This is a genomic window from Mesorhizobium sp. M0830, from assembly GCF_040319965.1.
Lineage (GTDB): Bacteria > Pseudomonadota > Alphaproteobacteria > Rhizobiales > Rhizobiaceae > Mesorhizobium.
In genome coordinates this window covers 265,056-289,023 of record NZ_JAMYOR010000001.1, presented here as the reverse complement: position 1 = coordinate 289,023, position 23,968 = coordinate 265,056, and the positions used below count along the sequence as shown (strand labels likewise).

Here is a 23,968-nt window from a genome sequence, read left to right as displayed (position 1 = left end):
CACAAACTCACGATATGTGAAGGACCGACATGGCCGCGGAAGACGGAAAGAAACAGCTTTTGCATCTGGTGTTCGGTGGCGAACTGAAGAAGCTTGGCGGCACCGAATTCCGCGATCTCGACGGGCTCGACATCGTCGGCATCTATCCGGACTATCAATCCGCGCACACGGCGTGGAAAGCCAAGGCGCAAGCCAGCGTGGACAATGCCCACATGCGTTATTTCGTCGTTCACCTACATCGGCTGCTGGACCCCGATCACAAGGCTGCCGGTTGACTTCGATGGAGCATGATCTGGCGAAAGGGCCAGCGAGAGAGGCCTCGCCCACGGGCAGGGGACGCAGCCGCACGACCAAGGCCTTCTGGCGCAAGATTCGCCAACCGCTGGCGGAGTCGCGATTCGTCAAGAACGCCATCGCCAGCCTGTTCGCCCAGTTCGTCCGGTTCGTACGCCTCACCAACCGTGTCGTCGAGGGATCGGCGCGGTTTTCGGGCGGTGCCTATACCGAGTTCGAGCCCGGTATCATCGTTCTGTGGCACGGTCAGCATCTGCTGACGCCGGCCTATTACCCCAAGCGCAAGCCGTTGGTCGCCATGGTCTCGCGTAGCGCCGATGCGGAACTCAACGCGCTGATGCTGGAGAAATTCGGTATCGAGGCGGTGCGCGGTTCGGGCGGGCGAGAAAATGCCAGGCATCTCGACAAGGGCGGAGCAAAAGCGCTTATCGCCCTGAAAAAGTCGCTCGCCGTCGGCAAGAACGTCGCCATGATTGCAGACATTCCGCACGGTACGCCGCGAGACGCAGGGCTTGGCATCGTTCTCCTGGCGCGCCTCTCGGGCCGGCCGCTACTGCCTGTCGCCATCACCACCAGCCGCCGCAAGGTGCTGGACAAGAGCTGGGACAAGACCACCATCAACCTGCCGTTCGGCCGATCGTCGATCGTCATCGGGTCGCCGATCTTCGTGGCGGCCGGCGCCGATGACGCCGAAATGGAGCGCAAGCGCCAGGAAGTGACGGTTGCGCTCAATGCCGCGACCGCCGAGGCCTACCGTCTCGTGGATGCCGCGCGATGAGCGGTCGCTGGGCGCGAGCCATGCTGTCGGCATACCGTTTCGCGGGGGCGGCCGCCTATCCGCTGGTCGGGCCCTATGTCGCCTGGCGCACCTCGCGCGGCAAGGAAGATCGCTACCGCCGGCGCGAGCGCTATGGCGTCGCCGGCCGCCCGCGGCCCCAGGGTCCGGTGATCTGGATCCATGCCGCGAGCGTCGGTGAGACCATAGCCGTCGTGCCGCTGGTCGAAAGCATTCTCGACTACGGCGTCAACATCGTGCTGACGACCGGCACGGTCACCTCGGCGCAGGTCGCCGACGAGCGGCTCGGTGATCGCATCATCCACCAATATGTGCCGCTCGACCTCAAGCCCGCGGTCAGCAGGTTCCTCGATCACTGGCAGCCGGATCTGGCGATCATCGCCGAATCCGAGATCTGGCCGATGACCATCCTCGAGCTTGGCGCGCGCCGCGTGCCGCAGGTGCTGGTCAACGGCAGGCTGTCCGACCGTTCGTTCAGGTCGTGGAAGAAACGGGCAAACATCGCCGAGGCGTTGTTCGAGAACCTGGCTCATGTGGTGGCGCAGTCGGATGTCGATGGCGAGCGCTTCCTCGCGCTCGGCGCCAGGCCGGTCACCGTGTCGGGCAACCTCAAGGTCGATACTTCGCCGCCGCCGGTCGACGAACGGGTGCTGGCGACGCTGCGGCGGCAGATCGGCGCGCGCCCGACCTGGGCGGCGATCTCGACCCACGACGGCGAGGAGGTGGTCGCGGCGGAAGTCCACGCGACACTGCACAGGCGTCACCCTGGTCTTCTGACGATCGTCGTCCCACGTCATCCCGATCGCGCCGAGGCGCTTGCCACGCAGATTTCCGGCATGGGTCTGAAGGTCGCGCGGCGCAGCAAGGGCGACAGGATCACTGCCGACACCGACATATTGCTCGGCGATACGATCGGCGAGATGGGGCTTTATCTCCGGCTGACGGAAATCGCGTTCGTCGGCCGCTCGCTGACCTCGGAGGGTGGCCAGAATCCGCTGGAGCCGGCCATGCTCGACACCGCGGTTCTCGCCGGCCGCAATGTGCAGAATTTTCGCGAGGCCTACCAGCGTCTGCTCGACAGCGGCGGCGCCAAGCTGGTGCGCGATCGCGACATGCTGGCCGGCGCCGTCAATTTCCTCCTGACCAACGAAGTGGCGCGCCACGAAATGATGGCGGCGGGCGTTGCGACCGTCGATGAGATGCGCGGTGCGCTGGCGCGCACGCTGAAATCCCTTGAGCCTTACATCCAGCCGCTGGTCATCAAATCGCGCCTGAAGGGCGCTAACGGGCGCTAACGTGGCTTCCGAAGCACCACCATTCTGGTGGGAAGAGCCGGACTGGCGGGTCTTGGCACTGTCGCCGCTGTCGGCCATCTATGCGCTTGCCGCCGGCCGCGGCATGCGGCGGGCCAAGCGTGAGAAAATCGAGGCACCGGTTCTGTGCGTCGGCAATTTCACCGTTGGCGGTACCGGCAAGACACCGGTGGCCATCGCGCTCGCCCAACAAGCCAAACGCATGCATCTGAAACCCGGCTTCCTGTCGCGCGGCCATGGCGGCTCCTTCGCCGAGCCGCATGTCGTCGATATCAATCACGACAGCGCCAAGCATGTCGGTGACGAGCCGCTGCTCTTGGCCGAACACGCGCCGGTGGCGGTAACGCCCAACCGCGCCGCCGGCGCCCGGCTGCTGCTGGAAAAGCATGGCTGCGATTTCCTGATCATGGACGATGGCTTCCAGAGCGCGCGCATCCATATCGACTACGCGCTGGTCGTCGTCGACGCGCGCTACGGGATCGGCAATGGCCGGGTCATTCCGGGCGGTCCGCTCCGCGCCAAAATCGTCGACCAGCTGGTCTTCACCAGCGGCCTGTTGAAGATCGGCGAGGGCACCGCCGCCGACGCCGTCGTCCGCCAGGCGGCACGCGCCGGCCGGGCGATCTTCGAAGCCCATACCGAACCAACCGGCAAGGCAGGGCTTGCCGGTAAGCGGTTCCTTGCCTTCGCCGGCATCGGCCACCCCGAGAAATTCTTCGACACGGTGCGCAAAGCCGGCGGCGAACTGGCATTGACGCGGCCGTTTCCGGATCACCATTTCTATGGCGAGGATGAACTGGCCGAACTGGCGGCGACCGCACGCACCGAGGGGCTTAGCCTCATCACCACCGCCAAGGACGCCGCCCGGCTGCGGCACGGCGCCTCACAGGACTTTCTCGACCGGCTCGAAGTGCTGGAGATCGACACCGTTTTCGAACTCGATCACGTGCCCGCGCGCATCATCGATGAAACGCTCGATGCCTGGCGCCAGCGTAAGATGAGGGGCTAACCGCGCCTACGCAGCTCCGGATGCACCTCGATTTCGCGGCGCAGGGATGCAGTTGCGCTGACATAGGGCTCTTGCCTGGCGACGCTCCAGTATTTCAACTCATCGAGCGGAATGCTTTCGCCGGTCACCGCGCAGCGCACGAATGCGCCAGGGCTGGTAACCTGGAAATCGCCATCTAGATAGCGGATGCGGGCTTCCTTGCTGCCGCCGGGGCCTTCGAAACGGTTCATCATGCAGGGACGCCGAGGTTCATGGGGATTTCATCGCCATAAATTTCCGGCGAGGTCAAGCATGTGACAAGCCTGAGACAATGCTGAACCCCTAATGTTGGGAAGAAAAACGCTGTTGACAGGGCACTATGGATATTTCCTCTGCTCGTCTTGCCGCCTTGCTTAGGGAAGCAATAGCTCCGCAGGCCGTGCCGTCGGCGAAGGCCGATCCGGTAAAAGCCGCACTCGTGAAGGCGCTGGTGGCGCCGCCGGCGCCATCCGGCGCGCCCGTGCGTCCGGCAGCGGCACCGACACTGCCTATGCTGATATTGCCGGCAACAACGGTGAGAGCCCAGCAGACAGCATCGGCGGAGATGTTGCAGGCCTATCTGGCGCTCGCGGAACCGGCTGGCGAAACGACCGGCGATGCCGCAGCGACTGCGGCGAGCACATCGGCCGACGGCGACACGCGACGTGGCCTGGCGCCGCCGCCGGCAAGATTCGATGAGGCCGCCGCAAGGCCCACAGCACTGCGATGGCTTGCGATTCTATCACCTGAGGTGCCGGCCCTGCGCCGCGCGACGGTAGCCAATGCGGTTGCAGGACAAGGGCGGGCGGCTTCCCGGTCGAACGACGTGGCGCGACCCGAAAGCAGGCAGATGAGCGTCGGGCTAACGTCGTTGGCTGCCGGGCTGTTGGTCGCGGCGATCGTCGGGTTCGTCCTTCTGGTGCTACGCTAACCCTCAGCATCGATGAAGGCTTCCATCTTTTCCGGCGGCAGTCCTGCCTGCACCGCGATACGGCGCGCCAGTTCCGCCGCGGCGGCCCGTGGCCGTCCCATCGGCCGGTCGAGCCAGTAGGATACCGGATTGAGGGCGGTGCGCTCGTCGACGGGAGCGATGCGGCCCGACTCCAACTGATGCCCGGTCAGCGGCGGACGCGCCAGCGCGATGCCGAGCCCATAGGCGGCGGCGTCGAGCACCAGATTGTAGTCCTCGAAGCGACGGTCCTGCGGGCGCGGGCGGTAGTCCATGCCTTGCGCGGCGAACCAGGCGCGCCAGGCCGACGCATCGGAATCGTTGATCAGCGGAAATTTGAGCAGCCGGGCAGGGTCGCCGCGACCGATCTCGCGGGCTAGCTCGGGCGAAGCGATGGGGAAGACATGTTCCTCGAAGAGCTGCACCGAGACGCGGCCTGGAATGCCGCCGCGGCCGCAGCGGATCGAGAGGTCAATGCCTTCGTCGGCAAGGTCGGTCTGACGTATATCGACATCCAGCACGATGCGCAGCTTGGAGGGATCGTTCTCCAGCGCTGCCATGCGCGGCATCAGCCACAGCCCGCTGACCGAGGGGATCGAGGTCAGACGCACCACGGCGGTGCCGCGCGGTTCGACCCAGCGGTCGGAATGGCTGGAAATCAGCGCGAAAGCTTCGGCTGTGCGCAGATGCAGCCGGTTGCCCTCGATGGTCAGCGAAACGCCGCGCGCGCCACGATCGAAGACTTTCAGTCCCAGCCAGTCTTCGAGCTTGGCGATCTGCCTGCTGACGGCGCCGTGGGTGATGTTGAGCTTTTCGGCCGCCGCCGAAAAGCTCCCTGTTCGCGCCGCCGCATCGAAGGCGCGCAGCGTTTCGAGCGGCACCATTGTGTCTGAGCTGTGATCCATAGTCACAGGTGATCCTCGATTTGGTCGTTTGTCAACTGGCCCGAAAAGGCGTTTTCTGCCTTTCAGGACCGAAGAATGCGAGGACGGTGAGATGGGTGCAATCACGGGCACGTTGAATTCGACACAGCGAGTGGACACCACGGCAGCCATTGCGGTGGCGCTGACGGTGGTTGGCTGGGCGTCAGCCTTTCCGGCGATCCGCGCCGGTCTTGCCGCCTTCGGGCCGCTGGAACTCGGCGCCCTGCGCTTTTCCATCGCCGCGGTGCCGGCGGCGGTCTTCCTCGCGGTCAAGCGTCCGGCGCTGCCCAGGCTGGACGAAGTGTGGCGCCTCGTCTTCGGCGGCGCCATTTTCGTCGCGCTCTACACCGTCATGCTCAATTTCGGCGAACTGACCGTCTCGGCAGGTGCCGCCGGCTTCATCATCAATGTCAGCCCGATCTTCACCGCCATCATGGCGATGGCATTGCTTGACGAGCGCTTCTCGGGCATGGCGTGGTTCGGCACGGTGATTTCCTTTGCCGGCATTGGCATCATCGCCATGGCAGACGGGCAGGGCCTGCATTTCAACGCCGGTGCCCTGCTGGTACTTGGCTCGGCCTTATGCTCGGCCGTCAACACCATCGTCCAGAAGCCGCTGTTTGCCCGCCACCATCCGTTGACCATTTCGGCTTCGAACATGGTGCTCGGCGCACTCTGCCTGTCGCCCTTCCTGCCGTCAGCCTTTTCGCAGGCGGCGGCTGCTGACACCGCAGGCCTTGGCGCTGTGATCTTTCTCGGCATCGTCCCCAGCCTGATCGCCTATGCCGCCTGGGCGACCGCACTGTCGCGTCTGCCCGCGGCACGCGCCTCGAACTTCCTTTACCTGGTTTCGCCCATGTCTGCCCTGATCGGCTTCTTTTGGCTGGGCGAAGTGCCGACCCTGCTCGGCATCCTTGGTGGCGCGCTGGCGCTTGGCGGCGTCATCGTGGTGAATTTGAAGAGATGAATGCTGGAGTCGTCCGACTCCAAAGAAATGCTGAAGCCCGACCCTCCGACGTCTACCTGATCGGCCAGTGTCCCTTGCGCTCCGATAAATCCCGGAACGAACCCCGGCTAGACGCGTTTTGCCGGTGTTTATTCGACGGAGGCCCGAATGGTGGGTGCAACGACGCACCGGCGCATGCAACTGGATGATTTATCCGTTTTCTACCGCGACGCAGGGCCACCCGAAGCACCTGTCTTGCTCTTGCCGCACGGCTATCCCTGTTCCTCATTCCAATTCCGCCAATTGATGCCCGCGCTCGCCGACCGCTGGCGGACGATTGCACTCGACTGGCCGGGCTTCGGGTACAGCAGCACACCCGATCTGACCGCCTTCGGCTATGATTTTGACGCCTATGCCGACGTGCTTGCCAAACTTGCCGATGCATTCGGTCTCGAGCGCTACGCCTTGTGGCTGCATGATTATGGCTCGCAGATAGGACTCCGGCACGCGATCTCGTATCCGGATCGGGTCACCGCGCTCATCATCCAGAACTGTGATATCTACGAGGACGTCCTCGGTCCCAAATACGCCGTGATCAAAGCTTGGTGGGCCGACAAGACGCCCGACAAGCACCGCCCACTCGAGGCGGCGGTGAGCGAGGACGGGTTTCGCGCCGAGTTCATCGGCGAAGTGGCGGACGACGTCGCCATGCGCGTGCCGCCCGATCTGTGGAAACTTCACTGGCCATTGATGGACACACCCGTCCGTCGACAGGTCGCCGTCGATCTAATGGAGAAACTGGAGGCCAACCTTGCCTGGTTCCCGCGATATCAAGCCTATCTGCGCGCCCATCATCCGCCGACGCTGATCGTCTGGGGGCCAGAGGACGGCTATATGCCGGCAGCGTCCGCCCGGGCCTATCATCGCGATCTGCCCGATGCGGAACTGTATTTGATCGATCGCGCGGGCCACTGGCTGCTGGAGACACATTTCGACGATGCCCTGCCACTGATTCGCGAGTTTTTGGCACGTGTCCACGCCTGATCGTCGCTCAAGGTTGGGGTTCGCAGTGCCCGTGCCCGTCTGTGCGAAGGAGTTTATCATGCCGACTAAGCCGACAATCGCGCGCATTTGGCGCGGTCGCACACGCCGCGAGGTTGCCGACGCCTATGAGTCATACATTCGCGCCGAGGGTATTCCACCCCTCGAGAAGACCGCGCTCGGCGTCCAATTGTTGCGCGAGGACCGCGGCGAGGAGACGTGGTTCACGACCATCTCCTATTGGGCCGATATGCAAGCGATGACCGCCTTCACCAAAGGCGAACCGACCAAAGTCCACCATTTGGACCGCGATGCCGAGTTCCTGATAGAATTGCCCAAGCGGATCGATGTCCATCGGATACTCGTCGATAGGCAGGGACTGCGCTGACGGCCACGTGGTCATTCGCAACCTCACCTTTCTTCGCGGTGATGTCGCTGATGTGGGGGCTGACCTGGACGGCGATCAAGTTCGGTCTCAATGACTTACCCCCCACTTCTGTTGGCGGCGATGCGCTACCTGCTGGCTGCTGCGATGCTGGCGATTGCCGTGCGTGAAGCCGGCGCCGCATTCGGGGCGAGCGCGGCGAACGGTTGTCTCGGCATTGCTTGTGAACACTGGCACCTACGGTCTGCTCTTTCGCCGACCAAACGCTCCTCCTGCATCGTCTTTCCCAGAACTGAACTAACGCCGCCCAAACAGCCTCTCGATATCCGCCAGCTTGAGCTCGATATAGGTCGGTCGCCCGTGGTTGCAGGTGCCGGAACCCGGCGTCGCTTCCATCTGGCGCAGCAGCGCGTTCATCTCCTCGGCCTTGAGCAGGCGGCCGGAGCGGACCGAGCCGTGGCAGGCCATGGTCGCCGCGATCTTGTCCAGCCGCTCCTTCAGCGTCTCGACCGTGTCGTTGTCGGCGATCTCGTCGGCAAGATCGCGCACCAATTGCTGGACATTGGTTTCACCGAGCATCGACGGCGTCTCGCGCACTGCGACGGCGCCCGGGCCGAAGCGCTCGATGCCGAGGCCGAAGCGGGCCAGCGTCTCCGAATGCATCGCCAGCCGTTCGGCATCCTCTTCCGGCAGGTCGATGATTTCAGGCAGAAGCAGCATCTGCGAGGGCACGGGGCGCGAATGCAGCGCATTTTTCAGCGCCTCGTAGACCAGCCGCTCATGCGCTGCGTGCTGGTCGACGATGACGAGCGAATCCCTGGTCTGCGCGACGATGTAGTTCTCATGCACCTGGGCGCGCGCCGCACCCAGCACCGCGCCAAGCAATGTCTCGGCGGCTTCGCCCTGTCCGGCGCGCGCATCGGCGCTGGCAAGCGGACCGGCATCGAACGCAGCCTGATCATTTTCGCGCAAACCGCGATGCTCAAAGCCAGCCCCTTCGAAACCCATGTCGAGCGGCCGCTGCGGCGAACGGGCCGCATCGAAGCTGGACGTACCTGACGCGCGGTAGGCCGCGTCGTAGCTGCGGTGGCCGTTCGCCGGGCCACCGTAGGATGCGGCACCGGGTCGGAAGGCCGCCATCATACCGGCAGCGCCCGTGGTCGCGGCACGAATGCCGGAATCGGCGAGTGCTTGCCGGATTGCTCCGACGATAAGCCCACGCACCAGGCCAGGGTCGCGGAAGCGCACATCGGCCTTCGCCGGATGGACATTGACGTCGACGATGGCCGGATCGAGCGTCAGGAACAGCACCGTCACCGCATGGCGGTCGCGCGGCAGGACGTCGGCGAAGGCACCACGAATGGCGCCGGCGATCAGCTTGTCGCGCACCGGGCGGCCGTTGACATAGGCATATTGTTGCAGCGCGTTGGCGCGGGTGAAGGACGGGATCGACACGTGACCGGTCAGATGCACGCCTTCGCGCATCGCATTGAGGGCAATCGAATTGTCAGGAAAGTCGGCACCCATCACCTGGGCGATGCGGCGCAGGCTGCCTTCCGCGCTGTCGTCCGTCGCCGGGAGTTCCAGCGTCGAGCGGTCGGAACCGGCCAGCGTGAAGCGCACGGCGGGGAAGGCGATGGCTATGCGCTTGACCACGTCGCTGGTCGCCGAGCTTTCGGCACGCTCGCCCTTCATGAATTTCAGTCGGGCCGGCGTTGCGAAGAACAGGTCGCGCACCTCCACCGTGGTGCCACGATTGGCCGCCGCCGGTCGGACGGGCAAGACGCGGCCACCCTCGATGCCGATCTCGGCGGCACTGTCGCCGGCGGCCGTGCGCGAACGGATCGACAGCCGCGACACCGAGCCGATCGACGGCAGCGCTTCGCCGCGGAAGCCGAGTGATCGGATATCGTTGATATCCTCGGTGAGCTTGGAGGTGCAGTGGCGGGCAATCGCCAGCGCCAGCTCCGGTTCTGGAATGCCGGAGCCGTCGTCGGTGACGCGGACCAGGTTCAGCCCGCCGCCGGCCGTGACGATCTCGACCCTCCCGGCACCGGCATCGAGCGCATTCTCGACCAGTTCCTTGACCACGCTTGCCGGACGCTCGATGACTTCGCCGGCGGCGATCTGGTTGATCATCGTTTCGGAAAGCTGGCGGATGAGCATGCCGTCCACTATAGGCGGATTCGAAGGCGTTGGGGGAGGGTAGAATTGCTCAGGCCGTGGATCAGTGGAAAACCACCTATGCCTGCGCCGCCAGCCAATCCCTTACCTTGCGCGCGTTGTCGCTCAGTTCCCGGTTCTTCGGCCAGACGACATAGAACGCCTTGCCGGTCCTCAGAACATGATCCGTCACCGGCACCAGCAGGCCTGATGCCAGCAGCCGCTCGGCAAGATGCCGCCAGCCGAGGGCAATGCCTTGCCCTTCCATCACGCCCTGGATCACCAGGCCATAGTCGTTGATGCGCAGGCCGCGCGCGGTGTCGCTTAGGCTGGCGCCCGCTGACAGGAACCATTCGTCCCAACTGGCCGCCTCGCGGTACGGCTCTTCCAGATGGATGAGACGGTGCGTGGCCAGTTCCGCCACCGATTTGGGCAGGCCGAACTTCGCCGCGTAGCTGGTGCCGGCAACGGGAAATATCTCCTCATCGGCCAGCGGCAGCGAATGATAGTCGGGCCAGTCCCGCGGCTCGCCTCCGCGCACGCCGAGAGGGATGCCTTCGGCGATGATATCGAGATCGCGGTCGGCGGTCTGGATGCGAAGGTCGATGCCCGGCAGTTCGTCTCGGAACTGCTGTAGGCGCGGCATCATCCAGAAGGAACCGAAGGCAGTCGACGCGGCCAGCGTCACATGGCCGCCAGTTGCCTGCAGGCGCAGATCCTCCGCCGATTTACGAATATGCGAGAGGCCGAGCGAGACATCGGCGTGGAAGCGCTCCCCGGCCTCGGTGAGGACGACCTGACGATGGCGGCGCTGGAACAGCTTGGCGCCGAGCTGTTCTTCCAGTCCGCGCACCGCATAGGAGACGGCAGCCTGCGTCATGCCGAGTTCGCGCCCGGCGGCGGTGAAGCTCGACAGACGCCCGGCCGCCTCGAAGACGATCAGGCTGCCCGCGGAGGGCAGGAGGTGGCGCAGGCTTCGCATAAGCTCAGCTTATACAAGCGATCAGGATTTTCCAGCGTCACATCACCATTTTGTCCCGTTAGGCTGGTCTCAATGAGTGGAATGGAGTTGCCATGAACGCACCGGCCCCTGAAGTGACCGAACACGCCAACCGTCGAAGTGGCGGACGCTTGGGGCGCAAGGCGCTGCGCGGAGCGCCGGTAATGTCGTTTCCGACGCTGGTCCGCAAGATCCCCGTCTATCAGATGGTTCCCGATGAGGCGGTGGAACTGATCCATGAGGAGTCGCTCTCGATCCTCGAAGAGGTGGGATGCGAGTTCCGCGACGACGAGGCGATTGCGATCTGGAAGGCGGCCGGGGCAGACGTTTCGGAGACGCGTGTCCGCATCGACCGCGCGTTGCTGATGGAGCTCGTGTCGAAGGTCCCGTCGGAATTCACGCTCAATGCGCGAAATCCGCAGCGCTCGGTGCGCGTGGGCGGCAACAACTCCATCTTCGTGCCGATGTACGGCGCGCCTTATGTGCGCGACCTCGACAACAACAGGCGCTACGGCACGCTCGCCGACCTCAACAATTTCCACAAGCTCGCCTACATGGCGCCGGCGCTGCATTCATCGAGCTCCATCATCTGCGAGCCGATGGAGATTGCGGTGCCGAAGCGTCACCTCCACATAATCCATTCAGCGCTGAAGCACTCCGACAAGCCGTTCATGGGCATCGTCACGTCCAAGGATCGGGCGGAAGACACGATGGCGATGGCGGGCATCGTGTTCGGCGAGGATTATGTCCGCGACAACCCGGTCCTGGTGTCAATCACCAACTGCAATTCGCCGCTTGTGTGGGACGCCACCATGCTGGACGCGATGAAGGTCTATGCGCGGAGCAACCAGCCGCTGATCCTCGCGCCCTTCGCACTGTGCGGCGCCTCGACCTCGGCCTCCGCCGTGGGCGCGGTGGCGCAGGTCAATGCGGAAGCGCTGGCGGGCGTCGCGTTCACGCAACTGCTGCGCCCGGGGTCGCCGCAGGTCTACGGACAGTTCATGGTGACGGTGGACATGAAGACCGGCGCTCCCATGGGCGGCACGCCGGAGGCGGCCCAAATGATGTATCTGATGGGGGCGCTGGCGCGGAAATACCGGCTGCCGTGGCGCACGTCTGGCTTCCATGTCGGGTCGAAGCTGAACGATGCGCAGGCCGGTTACGAGGCGAACATGCTGATGCATGCCGCCATCCTTTCAGGCGCCAATTACATCTGGCACTCCGCCGGATGGCTCGAGGCCGGCCTGACTTGCGGCTATTCGAAATTCGCGACCGACTGCGAACAGCTTGTCGGCTGGTACAAATACGCCGGCGGGCTGCCGTTCGACGATTTCAAGGAAGCGATGGCGGCGATCCGCGAAGTGGGGCCGCAGGGCCATTTCCTGGGCACCCAGCATACGCTCGAACATTTCGAGTCCGCCTTCTTCATGCCCACCATCATGGACTTCAACTCGTTCGAACAGTGGAAGGCCGAAGGGGCGAAGGACCACGACACGCGCGGCCGCGAAAAGGCACGCAACATGCTGGCCGATTATGAGGAGCCGAAGCTCGACGAAGGCATCGCCGACGGCCTGACAGACTTTATCGCGCGGCGCGAGGAGAAGCTGCCGGACAGCGTCAGCTGACGCAACGAACCAAGACCAAGGGAATCAGACGGGAGGAAACAATGACCTTATTCAGAAGCAATGGCGATCAGGTGCCGAGCGCCATCGAAGCAATGGCCGCCGAAGCACGCGCGGGTCGCGTCGATCGGCGCGAATTCCTGGCGCTGGCAAGCGCCTTCGGCGCGTCAACGGCGCTTGCCTATGGCATGATCGGCCTAGCCGTGCCCGACAGGGCGGTGGCGCAGGAGGCGAAGAAAGGCGGAACGCTGCGCGTTTCCATGTCGGTGAAGGGGCAGAAGGATCCGCGCACTTACGACTGGGTGGAACTGGCCAACATTTCGCGCTGCTGGCTGGAGCCGCTTGTCCGCTACACCAGGCAATTCACATTCGAACCGGTTCTGCTCGAAAGCTGGGACATCAACGACGATGCCACAGAATACGTGCTGCACGTGCGCAAGGGCATCACCTGGAACAACGGCGATGCTTTCAACGCCGATGACGTCGCCTACAATCTGACTCGCTGGTGCGAGAAAGGCGTCGCCGGCAATTCGATGGCCGCCCGCGTCGGCGCGCTGATCGACGCAAAGACCGGCAAGGCCAGGGATGGCGCGATCACCAAGGTCGACGACAACACGGTCAAGCTGAAACTCGCCGAACCCGACATTTCGCTGATCCCGAACTTCACCGACTATCCCGCGCTGGTTGTTCATCGCAACTTCGATGCCGACGGCGCCGATCCGATCAAGAAGCCGATCGGCACGGGGCCGTTCGAACTGGTCTCATACGATGTCGGCCAGAAGGCGGTGGTCAAGCGCCGCGAGAACGGCAAATGGTGGGGTGGGGAAGCGCCGCTCGACAGTGTCGAATTCATCGACTACGGCACCGACTTCAACGCTTCGGTCAATGCTTTCGACTCCGGCGAGATCGACCTCAATTTCGAGACGCCCGCGGACTTCATCGACATACTCGACAAGATGGGCCTGGTGAAATCGGAGGTCGCGACGGCGACGACGCTCGTTGCCCGCACCAACATCACCCACAAGCCCTATGACGACCAGCGGGTGCGCAATGCCCTGCAAATGGCCGTCGACAACAATGCGGTTCTCGAACTTGGCTATGCCGGACGAGGCACCCCCGGCGAAAACCATCACGTCGCCCCGATCCACCCGGAATATTACCCGCTGCCCAAGAAGACACGTGACGCCGCCGGCGCCAAGAAGCTGATGGCGGAAGCCGGGCAGGCCGACTTCGAGCATGAACTGATCACCGTCGAGGACGATTGGCAGAAGAATACGGGCGACGCGATCGCCGGCCAGCTGCGCGATGCCGGGATCAAGGTCAAGCGCACGGTGCTGCCGGGTTCGACCTTCTGGAACGACTGGACGAAATATCCCTACTCGATGACGATCTGGTACATGCGCCCGCTCGGCGTCCAGGTGCTGGCGCTGGGATATCGCACCGGCGAGGCCTGGAATGAAACGGCATATTCGAATCCCGATTTCGACGCCAAGCTCAAGCAGGCTCTCTCGCTCATCGACGTGGCGAAGCGCCGCGAAGTGATGAAGGACGTCGAACAGATCCTGCAGGATCCGGGCGTCATCGTTCAGCCGTTCTGGCAGAAGCTCTACAGCCACATGAACAAGAAGGTGAAGAACTACGGCGTCCACCAGACCTTCGAGATGGACCTGCAGAACGTCTGGCTGGATGGTTGAAACAAGCGTTGCGGGGCTTCATGAGCCGAAAAAAAGCCGATATGCAGGATGCGTGGTATTGATAGGCTCAAGCCATCAAAAGCCGGAGATTCTGCATGAGACTGACAGTGCTCGTTGCCGCCCTTTCGATAGCCTTGCCGGCGGCCGCCGTCGCCGGACCGGCGTCCAACGCCGTGAAGTTCTTCTATGTTCCGGCGGTCAAGTTCGAGGCCGACGAACAATACCGGGATCGGTTCACCGAGCCGGTGACGAAACTGTTCGACCTGAACGACCAGGCAACGAAAAAGAACCCGGACGAGGTCGCGTGCATCGATTTCGATCCTGGCCTGGACGCCCAGGATTTCGATCAGAAGACCATCTCGAAAACGCTGAAACTGTCTGAGAAGCTGGATGGCGACAATGCAGAGGTTACAGCGTCCTTCAGCCTTTTCTCCGAAGGCGACGATTCCAAACGCGAAATGGTGTGGTCGCTCAAGAAGATCGAAGGCAAATGGAAGATATCGGACATTGCCTCGAGGACCAACGACTGGAAGCTCAGCGCGCTGGAATGCATGGCCGGCCAGACAGCGGAGTGATGCGATGGCCCATCGCCCGTTCCTGGCACTCTCGACCATGTGCCTGCTGGCGGTGAGTCTGAGCGGTGCCGCCGCCCAAGGTTTGTTGGGTGCGCCGCCGGCAAACACCCCGGCTGACACCGCGCCGGGCGACAGCGGGGCGCCGCCGGCAAATGCGCCCGGCGGGGCCGTGGAACCGGCAACACCCCCGGTCGGATGGTCGCCAGCCGAGGCAGCGCCGGCAGCACCCGTCCAGCCGGGATCCCCGACCGCCGTGGTGCTGCCGTTTTACGATCAGGCTGGGCTGGAGATCGATCCGGCGCAGCGCAGCCATTTCATCGATCCGGCAAAAACGGTGCTCGACAAGAGCGACGCCTTGCGCAAATCCGGGCAGGGCGAATGCCTCGACCCCAACATGGCGCTCGACAACGCTGATTACGACAAGGCCGAGATCGCCAAGAGCCTGAAGACGCTCGAGGCGATCAGCGGCGACCAGGCCAAGGTCATTGTCGCCTTCGTCATCGCTGGAAACCCGCACCGGCTGGAGTGGAAGTTCAAGAAGGTCGACGGCGACTGGAAGATCACGGATCTGTTGTCGGTGACCGGTGAATGGGCACTCAGCCAATATCAGTGCGAATGATGAGCGAGCTAGCCGCGCCCGCGATAGGGCGCGACGCCGGTGTCAGGCAGCCAGGCGCCTTCGGGCGGCGCGCCGGTCTGCCAGAACACGTCGATCGGAATGCCGCCGCGCGGATACCAGTGGCCGCCTATGCGCAGCCACAAGGGCTTGGTTGCCGCCACAATACGGCGGCCGATCACTACGGTGCAGTCTTCATGGAAGGCGCCATGGTTGCGAAACGAGGTCATGAACAGTTTGAGCGACTTGGATTCCACCAGCAGCGCATCGGGCGCATAGTCGATGACGATATGGGCGAAATCCGGCTGGCCGGTGACCGGGCACAGCGAGGTGAATTCCGGGCAGGTGAAGCGCACGATCGCCGGCGGCCCGTCGCCGCGCGCAAACGGCACGGTCTCCAGGATCGCTGCTTCGGGGCTCTGTGGCGTCTCGACGTGGGCGCCGAGCTGGGTGAGGGTTTTGGTGTCGATCATGAGCGGGATCCTTATCGCATGCCGGGAAATGTGGGGACGACATGCTTGAAAACGAAATTTGCCGCTCATTAGCACAATTTGAAACCGCAGGAAGACGATGACCAGCAGCGATCCGCTTCTCCAGCCCTATCAGCTCAAACATCTGACGCTGAAGAACCGGGTCATGTCGACCAGCCATGAGCCGGCCTATTCCGAGGATGGCATGCCGAAAGAGCGCTACCGGCTCTACCATGCCGAAAAGGCCAAGGGCGGCATGGCGCTGACCATGACCGCCGGCTCGGCGATCGTTTCGCGCGACAGTCCGGCCGCCTTCGGCAATCTGCATGTCTATGAGGACAGGATCGTGCCGTGGCTGGCCGAACTCGCCGACGCCTGTCACGAGCACGACTGCAAGGTGATGATCCAGATCACCCATCTCGGCCGCCGCACCGGCTGGAACAAGGCTGATTGGCTGCCGGTGCTCTCGGCTTCGCCCGTGCGCGAACCGGCGCATCGCGCTTTCCCGAAGACCATCGAGGACTGGGACATCGAGCGCATCGTCGCCGACTATGCGTCAGCGGCCCAGCGCTGCCACGCCGCGGGCCTCGACGGCATCGAGTTCGAGGCCTACGGCCATCTGATGGACGGCTTCTGGTCGCCGGCCACCAACCACCGCGACGACGAATTCGGCGGCTCGTTGGACAACCGCCTACGGTTCACCAACATGGTGCTCGATGCCGTCCGTGCGGCGGTCGGCGATAAATTCGTCGTCGGCATCCGCATGGTCGCCGATGAAGATTTCGAAAAAGGCCTATCGAAGGCGGAAGGCATAGAGATTGCAAAACGGCTGGCCGGCTCCGGCAAGGTCGATTTCCTCAACATCATCCGCGGCTCGATCGAGAGCGATGCGGCACTCACCAAGGTTATCCCGGTGACTGGCATGCGCTCGTCGCCGCATCTCGATTTCGCCGGCGAGGTGAGGGCGGCGACAAAATTCCCGACCTTCCATGCGGCGCGCATTTCCGATGTCGCCACCGCGCGGCACGCCATCGCCACCGGCAAACTCGATATGGTCGGCATGACCCGCGCCCACATCGCCGATCCGCACATCATCAAAAAAGTGATGGAGGGCAGGGAGCACGAAATCCGCCCTTGTGTCGGCGCCACCTATTGTCTCGATCGCATCTACGAAGGCGGTGAAGCGCTGTGCGTCCACAATGCGGCGACCGGCCGCGAGGCCGACATCCCGCACATCATCGTCAAGACTGAAGGACCGAAGCATAAAGTCGTCGTCGTCGGCGCCGGCGCCGGCGGGTTGGAACTGGCGCGAGTCGCGGCAGAGAGAGGCCATCAAGTCACGATCCTGGAAGCATCGTCACAGGCCGGCGGCCAGGTTCGGCTGGCGACGCAGAACCCGCGGCGTAAGGAATTGATCGGCATCATCGACTGGCGATTGGCCGAACTCGACCGGCTCGGGGTCGAGATCCGTTACGACACCTGGGCCGAGAAAGACGACGTTCTGGCACTGTCGCCCGACATTGTGGTGGTTGCCACCGGCGGGCTGCCGCAGAACCCGCCGCTGACGGCTGGTGACAATCTGGTCACCTCGAGTTGGGACATCATGGCCGGCAGCGTCAAGGCGGCCGAAAATGTGCTGCTCTATGACGACAATGGCGGCCATCAGGGCATGGGCGCTGCCGAACTGATCGCCAATGCCGGCTCGAAACTTGAGCTTGTTTCGCCGGAGCGGTTCTTTGCGCCGGAAATGGGTGGCATGAACCATGTGCCATACATGCGCGCATTCCAGGAAAAGGGGGTCACCATCACTATCAACACCCGGCTGCGCTCGGTGAGGCGCGAGGGCAACCTGTTGGTCGCCGAACTGGCCTCGGATTTCGCCGATGGCTGGCGCGGCGAGCGCAGGGTCGACCAGGTGGTGGTCGAGCACGGCACACTGCCGCTCGACGATCTCTATCTCTCGCTGAAGCCGCTGTCGAAGAACGGCGGCGCGATCGACTATGAGCGGCTGGTGAGTGGTGGCGACATTTTTCCCGAGCGCAATCCAGAAGCGCACTTCGTGCTGTTTCGGATCGGCGACGCGGTCGCCTCGCGCAACATCCATGCCGCCATCTATGACGGCATCAGGTTCGGCTTGCGGATTTGAAATTCGTTATCGCGAGAATCGGTGGCGCGCGGTCGGACCTGCGTACGAGAGCCCGTGTACTTCGGTCCGACCGCGCGCCCGCACGTCATTGGCTCGTCGCCAGACAACATGCGATTCCGTGAAATTGTGCTGCGCCTCAGACCATCCGCGCGACGGCCATGCACAGCACGGTGATGACCAGCAGACCGCCGGCGATGCGCTCGCCTCTTGTCATTTTCGCGCGCAACCCGGCTTCTGTCGCCGCGTCGGTGCCGGCAAGCTGCCTGGCGGCAGAACCGACCAGCGCGCCCTGTACGCCGGCGGCAATTAGAGCCGTGGCGATGCCCAGCGCCAGCACCTTCTCCATCGGGCCGAAAAGGCCTTGATGGAAGAAATACCAAAGCAGTATGCCGGTGAGGAAAACCAGGCCGGCCGCGCCCATTTGGGGCCGGAAGAACCGTTCCGCCCGGATCTCCGGATCGCGGCCGACCGCGATGGTGGTGCCGGCCCAGAACACGCCGGCCATGACATGAAGACCGAGGACGACGATGTAGACATATTGCATGACCGCATTTCCTCTTTTTTGCCCGTCGTTCGCATATAATTAGATATCAAATGATTAGATGTCAATGTATAAGACTGTCACCCAGTTCCCTCTACGGAGAACACCGCCTAGTGTCCGACGATGACGCCCTTTGACCGCCCGCCAGTCGGCATGAATCTCGGCCGCACCGCCAAACTTGTCGCCCAGGCCTTCGATGCTGCTCTTGTCGAAGCGGGCGGTACGTTGCCGGTCTGGCTCACTCTGCTGTCGGTCAAATCGAGCAAGCTTGCCAATCAGCGCGAGCTTGCCGGCATGATCGGCATCCAGGGGGCGACGCTGACCCACCATCTCAATGCGATGGAGGCGCAGGGCCTGCTGATACGCCGCCGCGATCCCGTGAACCGCCGGGTTCATCTGGTCGAACTGACCGCGGCGGGAGAAGCGATGTTCGAGACCTTGCGCAAGGCTGCGTTGTCCTTTGACAAGCGGCTACGGGTCGGACTGTCCGACGAGCGGCTGGCGGAGTTCGCGCAGGTTCTGGCGGCGTTGCGGGCGAATGTCGGGGGATAGGAGCGCGGGCCCGGCTCATCGGCTCAGTCGTCGTAGCCCCGGATTGTTCCAAAAGTGTAATGGCGTAGCTTTGGCGCGGTGATCAAATTGGTCAGCTTCGTCTTGCGTCGAAGCCGTCCTGGAACATCTCGCCCAAAAGTGCGTAGCGGTTCGGGATAATAAAGCGCGTCGCTCGGTTCCGCTCAAGCGCGATACGCTTTGGGCGACGCCTATGCCAGGCTTCCCTGCAGCACCGTCAGCCTGGCCTTCTTCGGCATGCGGGCAGTCAGCCATTCCAGTGCCTTGTCGTGCGGCATCGGGAAGGCGATGGAGTAGCCCTGCACCTGGTCGCAGCCGATCGCCATCAGCGATTCGAGTTCGGCTTCGGTTTCGGCGCCTTCGGCGACGATGGAGATGCCGAGGCCACGGGCAAGCTCGGTGATGGCGCGCACGATCTTCGAGTTGTCGCCATTCTCATGAATGTTCTGGACGAAGCGTCGATCGATCTTCAGCCGGTCGATCTCGTTCGGATTGACATGGCTTAGCGAGGCATAACCGGTACCGAAATCATCGAGTTCCAGGTGGACGCCGGCCGCCCTGATGTGGCGCAGCTTGGCGGCGATACCCGTCTTCTCGTCGTCGAGGATAACGGATTCGACGATTTCCAGCGACAGTTTCTGTGGCGGCAGCCCGGCCTTTTCCAGCGTCTCGAAAAGAAACTCATCGAAATCGTGCTCGCGCAGTTCGGTGCCGGAAACATTGACCGCAAGCCGGCCGAAGGCAATGCCGGCGCGGTTCCATTCGGCGGCTTCGTTGATCGCCTTGGCGATGACGATGCGGCCGATCTCGGGCATGAAGCCGCATTTTTCGGCGACCGGGATAAATTCGCCCGGTGGGATCATGCCGCGCTCGGCATGGTTCCAGCGCACCAGCGCTTCGATGCCGCTGATCGTGCCGTTGGTCAGCGAAACCTGGGGCTGGAAATAGACCTGGAATGCCCGCTCCGCGATGGCGACCTTGATGTCGTGCTCGAGCTGCTTGCGATAGTCGAGCTCGCGGCGCAACTCTTCGGAGAAGAAGGAGAAGTTGCCGCCGCCCAGCTTCTTGGCGGAATAGAGCGCCAGATCGGCATGAACCAGCAGATCCTGAGCATTGTCGGCGTCGATCGGGTAGACGGCGATGCCGGCGCTGGCGCCCGGGAGAACGGTCGTGCCCTGGAAGACGATCGGCTCGTTGATATGCGCCAGGATGCGCCGGGCCAGCATGTTGATGTCTTCGGTGCCGCCGGCGCCGCCGAGGATCATGACGAACTCGTCGCCGCCCAGGCGCGCGCACAAGTCCGACGCTCGGCAGGAATCGCGCATGCGCTGCGCGGTGACGACCAGCACATAGTCGCCTGCGGCATGGCCTAGCGTATCGTTGATCTGCTTGAACCGGTCGAGGTCGAGCTGGATCACAGCCAGGCGCTCCCGGCGGCGGTGTGACCCCTTGATCAGCGTGTCGAAATGATCGGTCAGGAACGTGCGGTTGTGCAGGCCGGTGAGGCCGTCATGCACCGCGATGAAGGCCATCGAATTGCGCGCGTCGATCAGCTCATGCGTCTTGCGCAGGATGGCGTTCGACATCGGCCTGAAGATGAAGAGTGCCACCAGTATGATGACGCCCAGGGTGGCGTAGAACAGCGTGCGGTGGAGAGCGAGCAGCCTCTCGGAACGCTCGTCTGCATCGGCGCTGATGCGCTGGCCAAGCGCGGCGTAGCCCGACAAGTTCGCATTGGCGACGGAGGCATCGAGATTGACGCGCTCGCCGCCGCCCTTGTAGCCGCCATTGCCGCTGAATTGAGATTCATAGGCCGAGATCAGGCGGTCGCCATTGGCGATCAGCCCGACCGAGAAATAGTCGAGGTGGAAGGGCTTGGCGAAAAGGACGCTGTCGATCGACCTCGGATCGAGCTTGGCCGGCGATTGGGGGTCGGCTCCCGTCTGCTTTAGCAGCAGATCGTAGTTGGTCTCGAACTCCCCCGTGGCCTGCTTGAGCGCGCTGACCAGCGCCGGCTGTTTGTCACGCGAAGCAGCACCGGTTGCGCCGGCTAGGAAGACGATGCGCTGCGAAAGCGTCTTTTGCGTGCTGACGATGTCGAGCAAGGTGTTGTTGTGCTGTTGGGTGGCCATCATCTGCTGCAGCAGGATGAAGGAGGCTATCACCATGGCGGCAATGATCAGCAGGGCCAGCCAGTAGCCAGCTTTGATCAGCAGTATGAGTTTGCCTGAAACGGTCTGCGCCGGCTGCTGCGACATTTTCGGGGGCGGTCCTCTTCGCCAACGGATTCCTGCTGCGAAGACTGGCCTGCAAACATTAACAGGTCTGGAAATCCACAGCCGTCCGGCAAGGTTGGGACGTGGAAAGATCGCGAAATGGTTATCGGCCCGTTTAGCGTCATGCCGGCATTCGAGCGGTCACCAGCCAGCACCATTTGTTGTAGTGTCGCTTTAGTGATCATCGGGGCCACATCGGGTCGCTTGCCACCGATCCGGTCGTTTTTGCGATGGATTTTTAGCTCGGACGAGACGACAGTCGGCCCACATCGAACGAGGCCCAACCATGACCGCAGCATTCCTTTCCCACATCGACAACGAGCTCGCGGGGCTCAAATCGGCCGGCCTCTACAAATCCGAGCGCGTGATCTCCTCGACCCAGTCGGCTGAGATCGAGGTCGGCGGGCAGAAAGTGCTCAACTTCTGCGCCAATAACTATCTCGGCCTTGCCGATAGCGACGACCTGCGCGATGCGGCCAAGCAGGCGCTCGACCGCTATGGCTATGGCATGGCGTCGGTGCGCTTCATCTGCGGCACGCAGGAGGAGCACAAGCAGCTCGAGGCGACGATTTCATCCTTCCTCGGCCTGGAAGACACCATCCTCTATGGCTCCTGCTTCGATGCCAATGGCGGCCTGTTCGAGACGTTGCTCGGTGAAGAGGACGCGGTCATTTCCGATGCGCTGAACCACGCTTCGATCATCGACGGCGTGCGGCTGTCGAAGGCCAAACGCTTCCGCTACGCCAACAACGACATGGCCGATCTGGAGGTGCGCCTGAAGGAAGCCAGGGACTGCCGCTTCCGGCTGATCGCCACCGACGGTGTGTTCTCGATGGATGGCATCATCGCCAATCTCAGGGGTGTCTGCGACCTTGCCGAAAAATACGACGCCATGGTGATGGTTGACGACAGCCATGCGGTCGGCTTCGTCGGCCAGAACGGCCGCGGCTCGCCCGAGCATTGTGGCGTCGAGGGCAGGGTCGACATCATCACCGGGACGCTCGGCAAGGCGCTCGGCGGTGCATCCGGCGGCTACACCTCTGGCAAGAGGCAGGTGGTCGATTGGCTGCGCCAGCGCTCGCGGCCCTATCTTTTTTCCAACACGCTGATGCCGGCGATCGCCGGCGCTTCGATCAAGGTGTTCGACCTGATCCGCAATGGCGATGCCTTGCGCGAGCACCTCTATGCCAATGCGACGCGGTTCCGGTCGCAGATGGGCAAGCTCGGTTTCACGCTGGCCGGCGCCGACCATCCGATCATTCCAGTGATGCTGGGCGATGCGACGCTGGCGCAGGAGATGGCGGCTCGCATGCTGAAGCGTGGCATCTACGTCATCGGTTTTTCCTTCCCGGTGGTGCCGAAGGGCCAGGCGCGCATCCGCACCCAGATGTCGGCGGCGCATTCCGCCGCGGACATCGACCGTGCGGTTGAGGCATTCGAAGCGGTCGGCAAGGAATTGGGCGTGATTTCCTGAAAGGCCGCAATCGAAAGCCATTCCGGATCAAGAGATTCAAGGGACAAAAGCATGTCGAACATGATGAAGGCGCTGGTGAAGGCCAAGGCCGAGCCGGGCATCTGGATGGAAGAGGTGCCGGTGCCGGAAATCGGCCCTAACGACGTGCTGATCAAGATCCGCAAGACGGCAATCTGCGGCACCGACGTCCATATCTACAATTGGGATCAGTGGGCGCAGAAGACGGTGCCGGTGCCGATGGTCACCGGCCATGAATTTGTCGGCACCGTCGCCGATTTCGGCGCCGCTGTCACCGAATACAAGGTCGGCCAGCGCGTGTCGGGCGAGGGTCATATCGTCTGCGGCCATTGCCGCAACTGCCGTGCCGGGCGAGGGCATCTCTGCCGCAACACGCTCGGCGTCGGCGTCAACCGTCCGGGCGCCTTTGGCGAATATCTGGCGATTCCGCAGCACAATGTCGTGCCGATCCCCGACGACGTGCCCGACGAGATCGCCGCGATCTTCGATCCCCTGGGCAACGCCGTCCACACGGCATTGTCCTTTGACTTGGTCGGCGAGGACGTACTGGTCACCGGGGCCGGACCGATCGGCATCATGGGCGCGCTCGTCGCGCAATGCGTCGGCGCACGAAAGGTGGTGATCACCGACATCAACCCTGTGCGGCTGGCGCTGGCGAAAAAGCTCGGCGTCCAGCATGTCGTCGACGCCTCGAAGGAAAAACTGCGCGACGTCATGCCGGCGCTCGGCATGACCGAAGGCTTTGATGTCGGCCTCGAAATGTCGGGCGCCGCCCCCGCCTTCCGCGACATGATCGATACCATGAACAATGGCGGCAAGATTGCCATCCTGGGCATCGCGCCCACCGGCTTCGAGATCGACTGGAACAAGGTCATCTTCAAGATGCTGCACCTCAAGGGCATCTATGGCCGCGAGATGTTCGAGACCTGGTACAAGATGATCGCGCTTGTGCAGGGTCCGCTGGATGTCTCCGGCTTGATCACGCACCGCATCGGCATCGATGACTTTCAGGCCGGCTTCGATGCCATGCGCAGCGGCAGTTCGGGCAAGGTGGTGATGGACTGGTAGGCGTTGGCGCCGGGGATCTGAAACCAGCCAGCCGGCTGACGGCGTGCGTGGGATTTTCCGC

General features: G+C 63.2%; 23 protein-coding genes. 16 read left to right on the top strand and 7 right to left on the bottom strand.

What is annotated here, in order from left to right:
* The first annotated feature begins 29 nt into the window (after positions 1–29).
* From NKI20_RS01255 to lpxK, 4 genes are read left to right on the top strand one after another with little or no spacing between them, the layout of a single operon-like run.
* Positions 30–275, top strand: coding sequence for a DUF4170 domain-containing protein (locus tag NKI20_RS01255; protein ID WP_352827574.1), 246 nt, complete (start codon positions 30–32; stop codon positions 273–275).
* Positions 276–280: 5 nt separating this feature from the next.
* Positions 281–1,072: a lysophospholipid acyltransferase family protein gene (locus tag NKI20_RS01250; protein WP_352827573.1), complete on the top strand. Its 792-nt coding sequence runs from the start codon at positions 281–283 to the stop codon at positions 1,070–1,072.
* On the top strand, positions 1,069–2,385 hold the full coding sequence (gene waaA, locus NKI20_RS01245; protein ID WP_352731204.1) for a lipid IV(A) 3-deoxy-D-manno-octulosonic acid transferase: 1,317 nt from the start codon (positions 1,069–1,071) through the stop codon (positions 2,383–2,385). The genes NKI20_RS01250 and waaA overlap by 4 nt, the downstream gene beginning before the upstream one ends.
* A 1-nt stretch (position 2,386) precedes the next feature.
* The gene (gene lpxK, locus NKI20_RS01240) at positions 2,387–3,412 is read left to right on the top strand and encodes a tetraacyldisaccharide 4'-kinase (protein WP_352827570.1); all 1,026 of its coding nucleotides are present in this window, start codon (positions 2,387–2,389) and stop codon (positions 3,410–3,412) included.
* Here the strand turns inward: lpxK and NKI20_RS01235 are convergent.
* Complete coding sequence (locus tag NKI20_RS01235) at positions 3,409–3,645, bottom strand: DUF2093 domain-containing protein (RefSeq protein ID WP_352827568.1); 237 nt, start codon at positions 3,643–3,645, stop codon at positions 3,409–3,411. The genes lpxK and NKI20_RS01235 overlap by 4 nt on opposite strands.
* Before the next feature lie 125 nt (positions 3,646–3,770).
* Here NKI20_RS01235 and NKI20_RS01230 point away from each other — a divergent pair, with 125 nt between their 5' ends.
* Positions 3,771–4,361 (top strand): hypothetical protein, encoded by a 591-nt coding sequence (locus tag NKI20_RS01230; RefSeq protein ID WP_352827567.1) that lies wholly within the window; start codon positions 3,771–3,773, stop codon positions 4,359–4,361.
* Here NKI20_RS01230 and NKI20_RS01225 read toward each other — a convergent pair.
* The gene (locus NKI20_RS01225; RefSeq protein ID WP_352827565.1) at positions 4,358–5,284 is read right to left on the bottom strand and encodes a LysR family transcriptional regulator; all 927 of its coding nucleotides are present in this window, start codon (positions 5,282–5,284) and stop codon (positions 4,358–4,360) included. The genes NKI20_RS01230 and NKI20_RS01225 overlap by 4 nt on opposite strands.
* A gap of 91 nt (positions 5,285–5,375) precedes the next feature.
* Here NKI20_RS01225 and NKI20_RS01220 point away from each other — a divergent pair, with 91 nt between their 5' ends.
* The 3 genes from NKI20_RS01220 (at position 5,376) to NKI20_RS01210 (ending at position 7,677) form a co-directional block, all read left to right on the top strand.
* Entirely contained in the window at positions 5,376–6,269 is an 894-nt protein-coding gene (locus NKI20_RS01220; RefSeq protein ID WP_352827563.1) for a DMT family transporter, read from the top strand.
* Between the two features lie 147 nt (positions 6,270–6,416).
* Complete coding sequence (locus NKI20_RS01215) at positions 6,417–7,292, top strand: alpha/beta fold hydrolase (RefSeq protein ID WP_352827560.1); 876 nt, start codon at positions 6,417–6,419, stop codon at positions 7,290–7,292.
* 58 nt (positions 7,293–7,350) lie between these two features.
* A complete protein-coding gene (locus NKI20_RS01210) occupies positions 7,351–7,677 on the top strand; it encodes an antibiotic biosynthesis monooxygenase family protein (RefSeq protein ID WP_023762123.1) in 327 nt (108 codons plus the stop codon).
* Between the two features lie 294 nt (positions 7,678–7,971).
* Here NKI20_RS01210 and mutL read toward each other — a convergent pair whose 3' ends face one another.
* Both mutL and NKI20_RS01200 read right to left on the bottom strand, forming a co-directional pair.
* Positions 7,972–9,840 carry a DNA mismatch repair endonuclease MutL gene (gene mutL, locus NKI20_RS01205; protein ID WP_352827641.1) on the bottom strand — a complete coding sequence of 623 codons (1,869 nt, stop codon included), beginning with the start codon at positions 9,838–9,840 and terminating at the stop codon, positions 7,972–7,974.
* 76 nt (positions 9,841–9,916) lie between these two features.
* Positions 9,917–10,819 (bottom strand): LysR substrate-binding domain-containing protein, encoded by a 903-nt coding sequence (locus NKI20_RS01200; protein ID WP_352598882.1) that lies wholly within the window; start codon positions 10,817–10,819, stop codon positions 9,917–9,919.
* Positions 10,820–10,911: 92 nt separating this feature from the next.
* Here NKI20_RS01200 and NKI20_RS01195 point away from each other — a divergent pair, with 92 nt between their 5' ends.
* The 4 genes from NKI20_RS01195 (at position 10,912) to NKI20_RS01180 (ending at position 15,347) form a co-directional block, all read left to right on the top strand.
* A complete protein-coding gene (locus NKI20_RS01195; RefSeq protein WP_352827556.1) occupies positions 10,912–12,462 on the top strand; it encodes a trimethylamine methyltransferase family protein in 1,551 nt (516 codons plus the stop codon).
* A gap of 41 nt (positions 12,463–12,503) precedes the next feature.
* Positions 12,504–14,153 carry an ABC transporter substrate-binding protein gene (locus tag NKI20_RS01190; protein WP_352827554.1) on the top strand — a complete coding sequence of 550 codons (1,650 nt, stop codon included), beginning with the start codon at positions 12,504–12,506 and terminating at the stop codon, positions 14,151–14,153.
* A gap of 95 nt (positions 14,154–14,248) precedes the next feature.
* A complete protein-coding gene (locus NKI20_RS01185; protein WP_352827552.1) occupies positions 14,249–14,728 on the top strand; it encodes a DUF3828 domain-containing protein in 480 nt (159 codons plus the stop codon).
* A 4-nt stretch (positions 14,729–14,732) separates the two neighbouring features.
* Positions 14,733–15,347, top strand: coding sequence for a hypothetical protein (locus NKI20_RS01180; RefSeq protein WP_352827551.1), 615 nt, complete (start codon positions 14,733–14,735; stop codon positions 15,345–15,347).
* 8 nt (positions 15,348–15,355) lie between these two features.
* Here the strand turns inward: NKI20_RS01180 and queF are convergent, their stop codons facing one another.
* Entirely contained in the window at positions 15,356–15,817 is a 462-nt protein-coding gene (gene queF / locus NKI20_RS01175; RefSeq protein WP_352827549.1) for a preQ(1) synthase, read from the bottom strand.
* Between the two features lie 97 nt (positions 15,818–15,914).
* On the opposite strand from queF, the gene NKI20_RS01170 reads away from it, so the two are divergent.
* Positions 15,915–17,960, top strand: a complete 2,046-nt coding sequence (locus NKI20_RS01170; protein ID WP_352827548.1) for an oxidoreductase — start codon at positions 15,915–15,917, stop codon at positions 17,958–17,960.
* 136 nt (positions 17,961–18,096) lie between these two features.
* Here the strand turns inward: NKI20_RS01170 and NKI20_RS01165 are convergent, their stop codons facing one another.
* A complete protein-coding gene (locus NKI20_RS01165; RefSeq protein ID WP_352827546.1) occupies positions 18,097–18,504 on the bottom strand; it encodes a hypothetical protein in 408 nt (135 codons plus the stop codon).
* 120 nt (positions 18,505–18,624) lie between these two features.
* Between NKI20_RS01165 and NKI20_RS01160 the strand changes: the two genes are divergently transcribed.
* Positions 18,625–19,053, top strand: a complete 429-nt coding sequence (locus tag NKI20_RS01160) for a MarR family winged helix-turn-helix transcriptional regulator (protein WP_352598865.1) — start codon at positions 18,625–18,627, stop codon at positions 19,051–19,053.
* Between the two features lie 209 nt (positions 19,054–19,262).
* Here NKI20_RS01160 and NKI20_RS01155 read toward each other — a convergent pair whose 3' ends face one another.
* Entirely contained in the window at positions 19,263–21,329 is a 2,067-nt protein-coding gene (locus tag NKI20_RS01155) for a putative bifunctional diguanylate cyclase/phosphodiesterase (RefSeq protein ID WP_352827543.1), read from the bottom strand.
* Between the two features lie 304 nt (positions 21,330–21,633).
* Between NKI20_RS01155 and NKI20_RS01150 the strand changes: the two genes are divergently transcribed.
* A complete protein-coding gene (locus NKI20_RS01150) occupies positions 21,634–22,821 on the top strand; it encodes a glycine C-acetyltransferase (protein WP_352827541.1) in 1,188 nt (395 codons plus the stop codon).
* A 51-nt stretch (positions 22,822–22,872) separates the two neighbouring features.
* Positions 22,873–23,907 (top strand): L-threonine 3-dehydrogenase, encoded by a 1,035-nt coding sequence (gene tdh / locus NKI20_RS01145; RefSeq protein ID WP_352827539.1) that lies wholly within the window; start codon positions 22,873–22,875, stop codon positions 23,905–23,907.
* Positions 23,908–23,968: the final 61 nt, after the last annotated feature.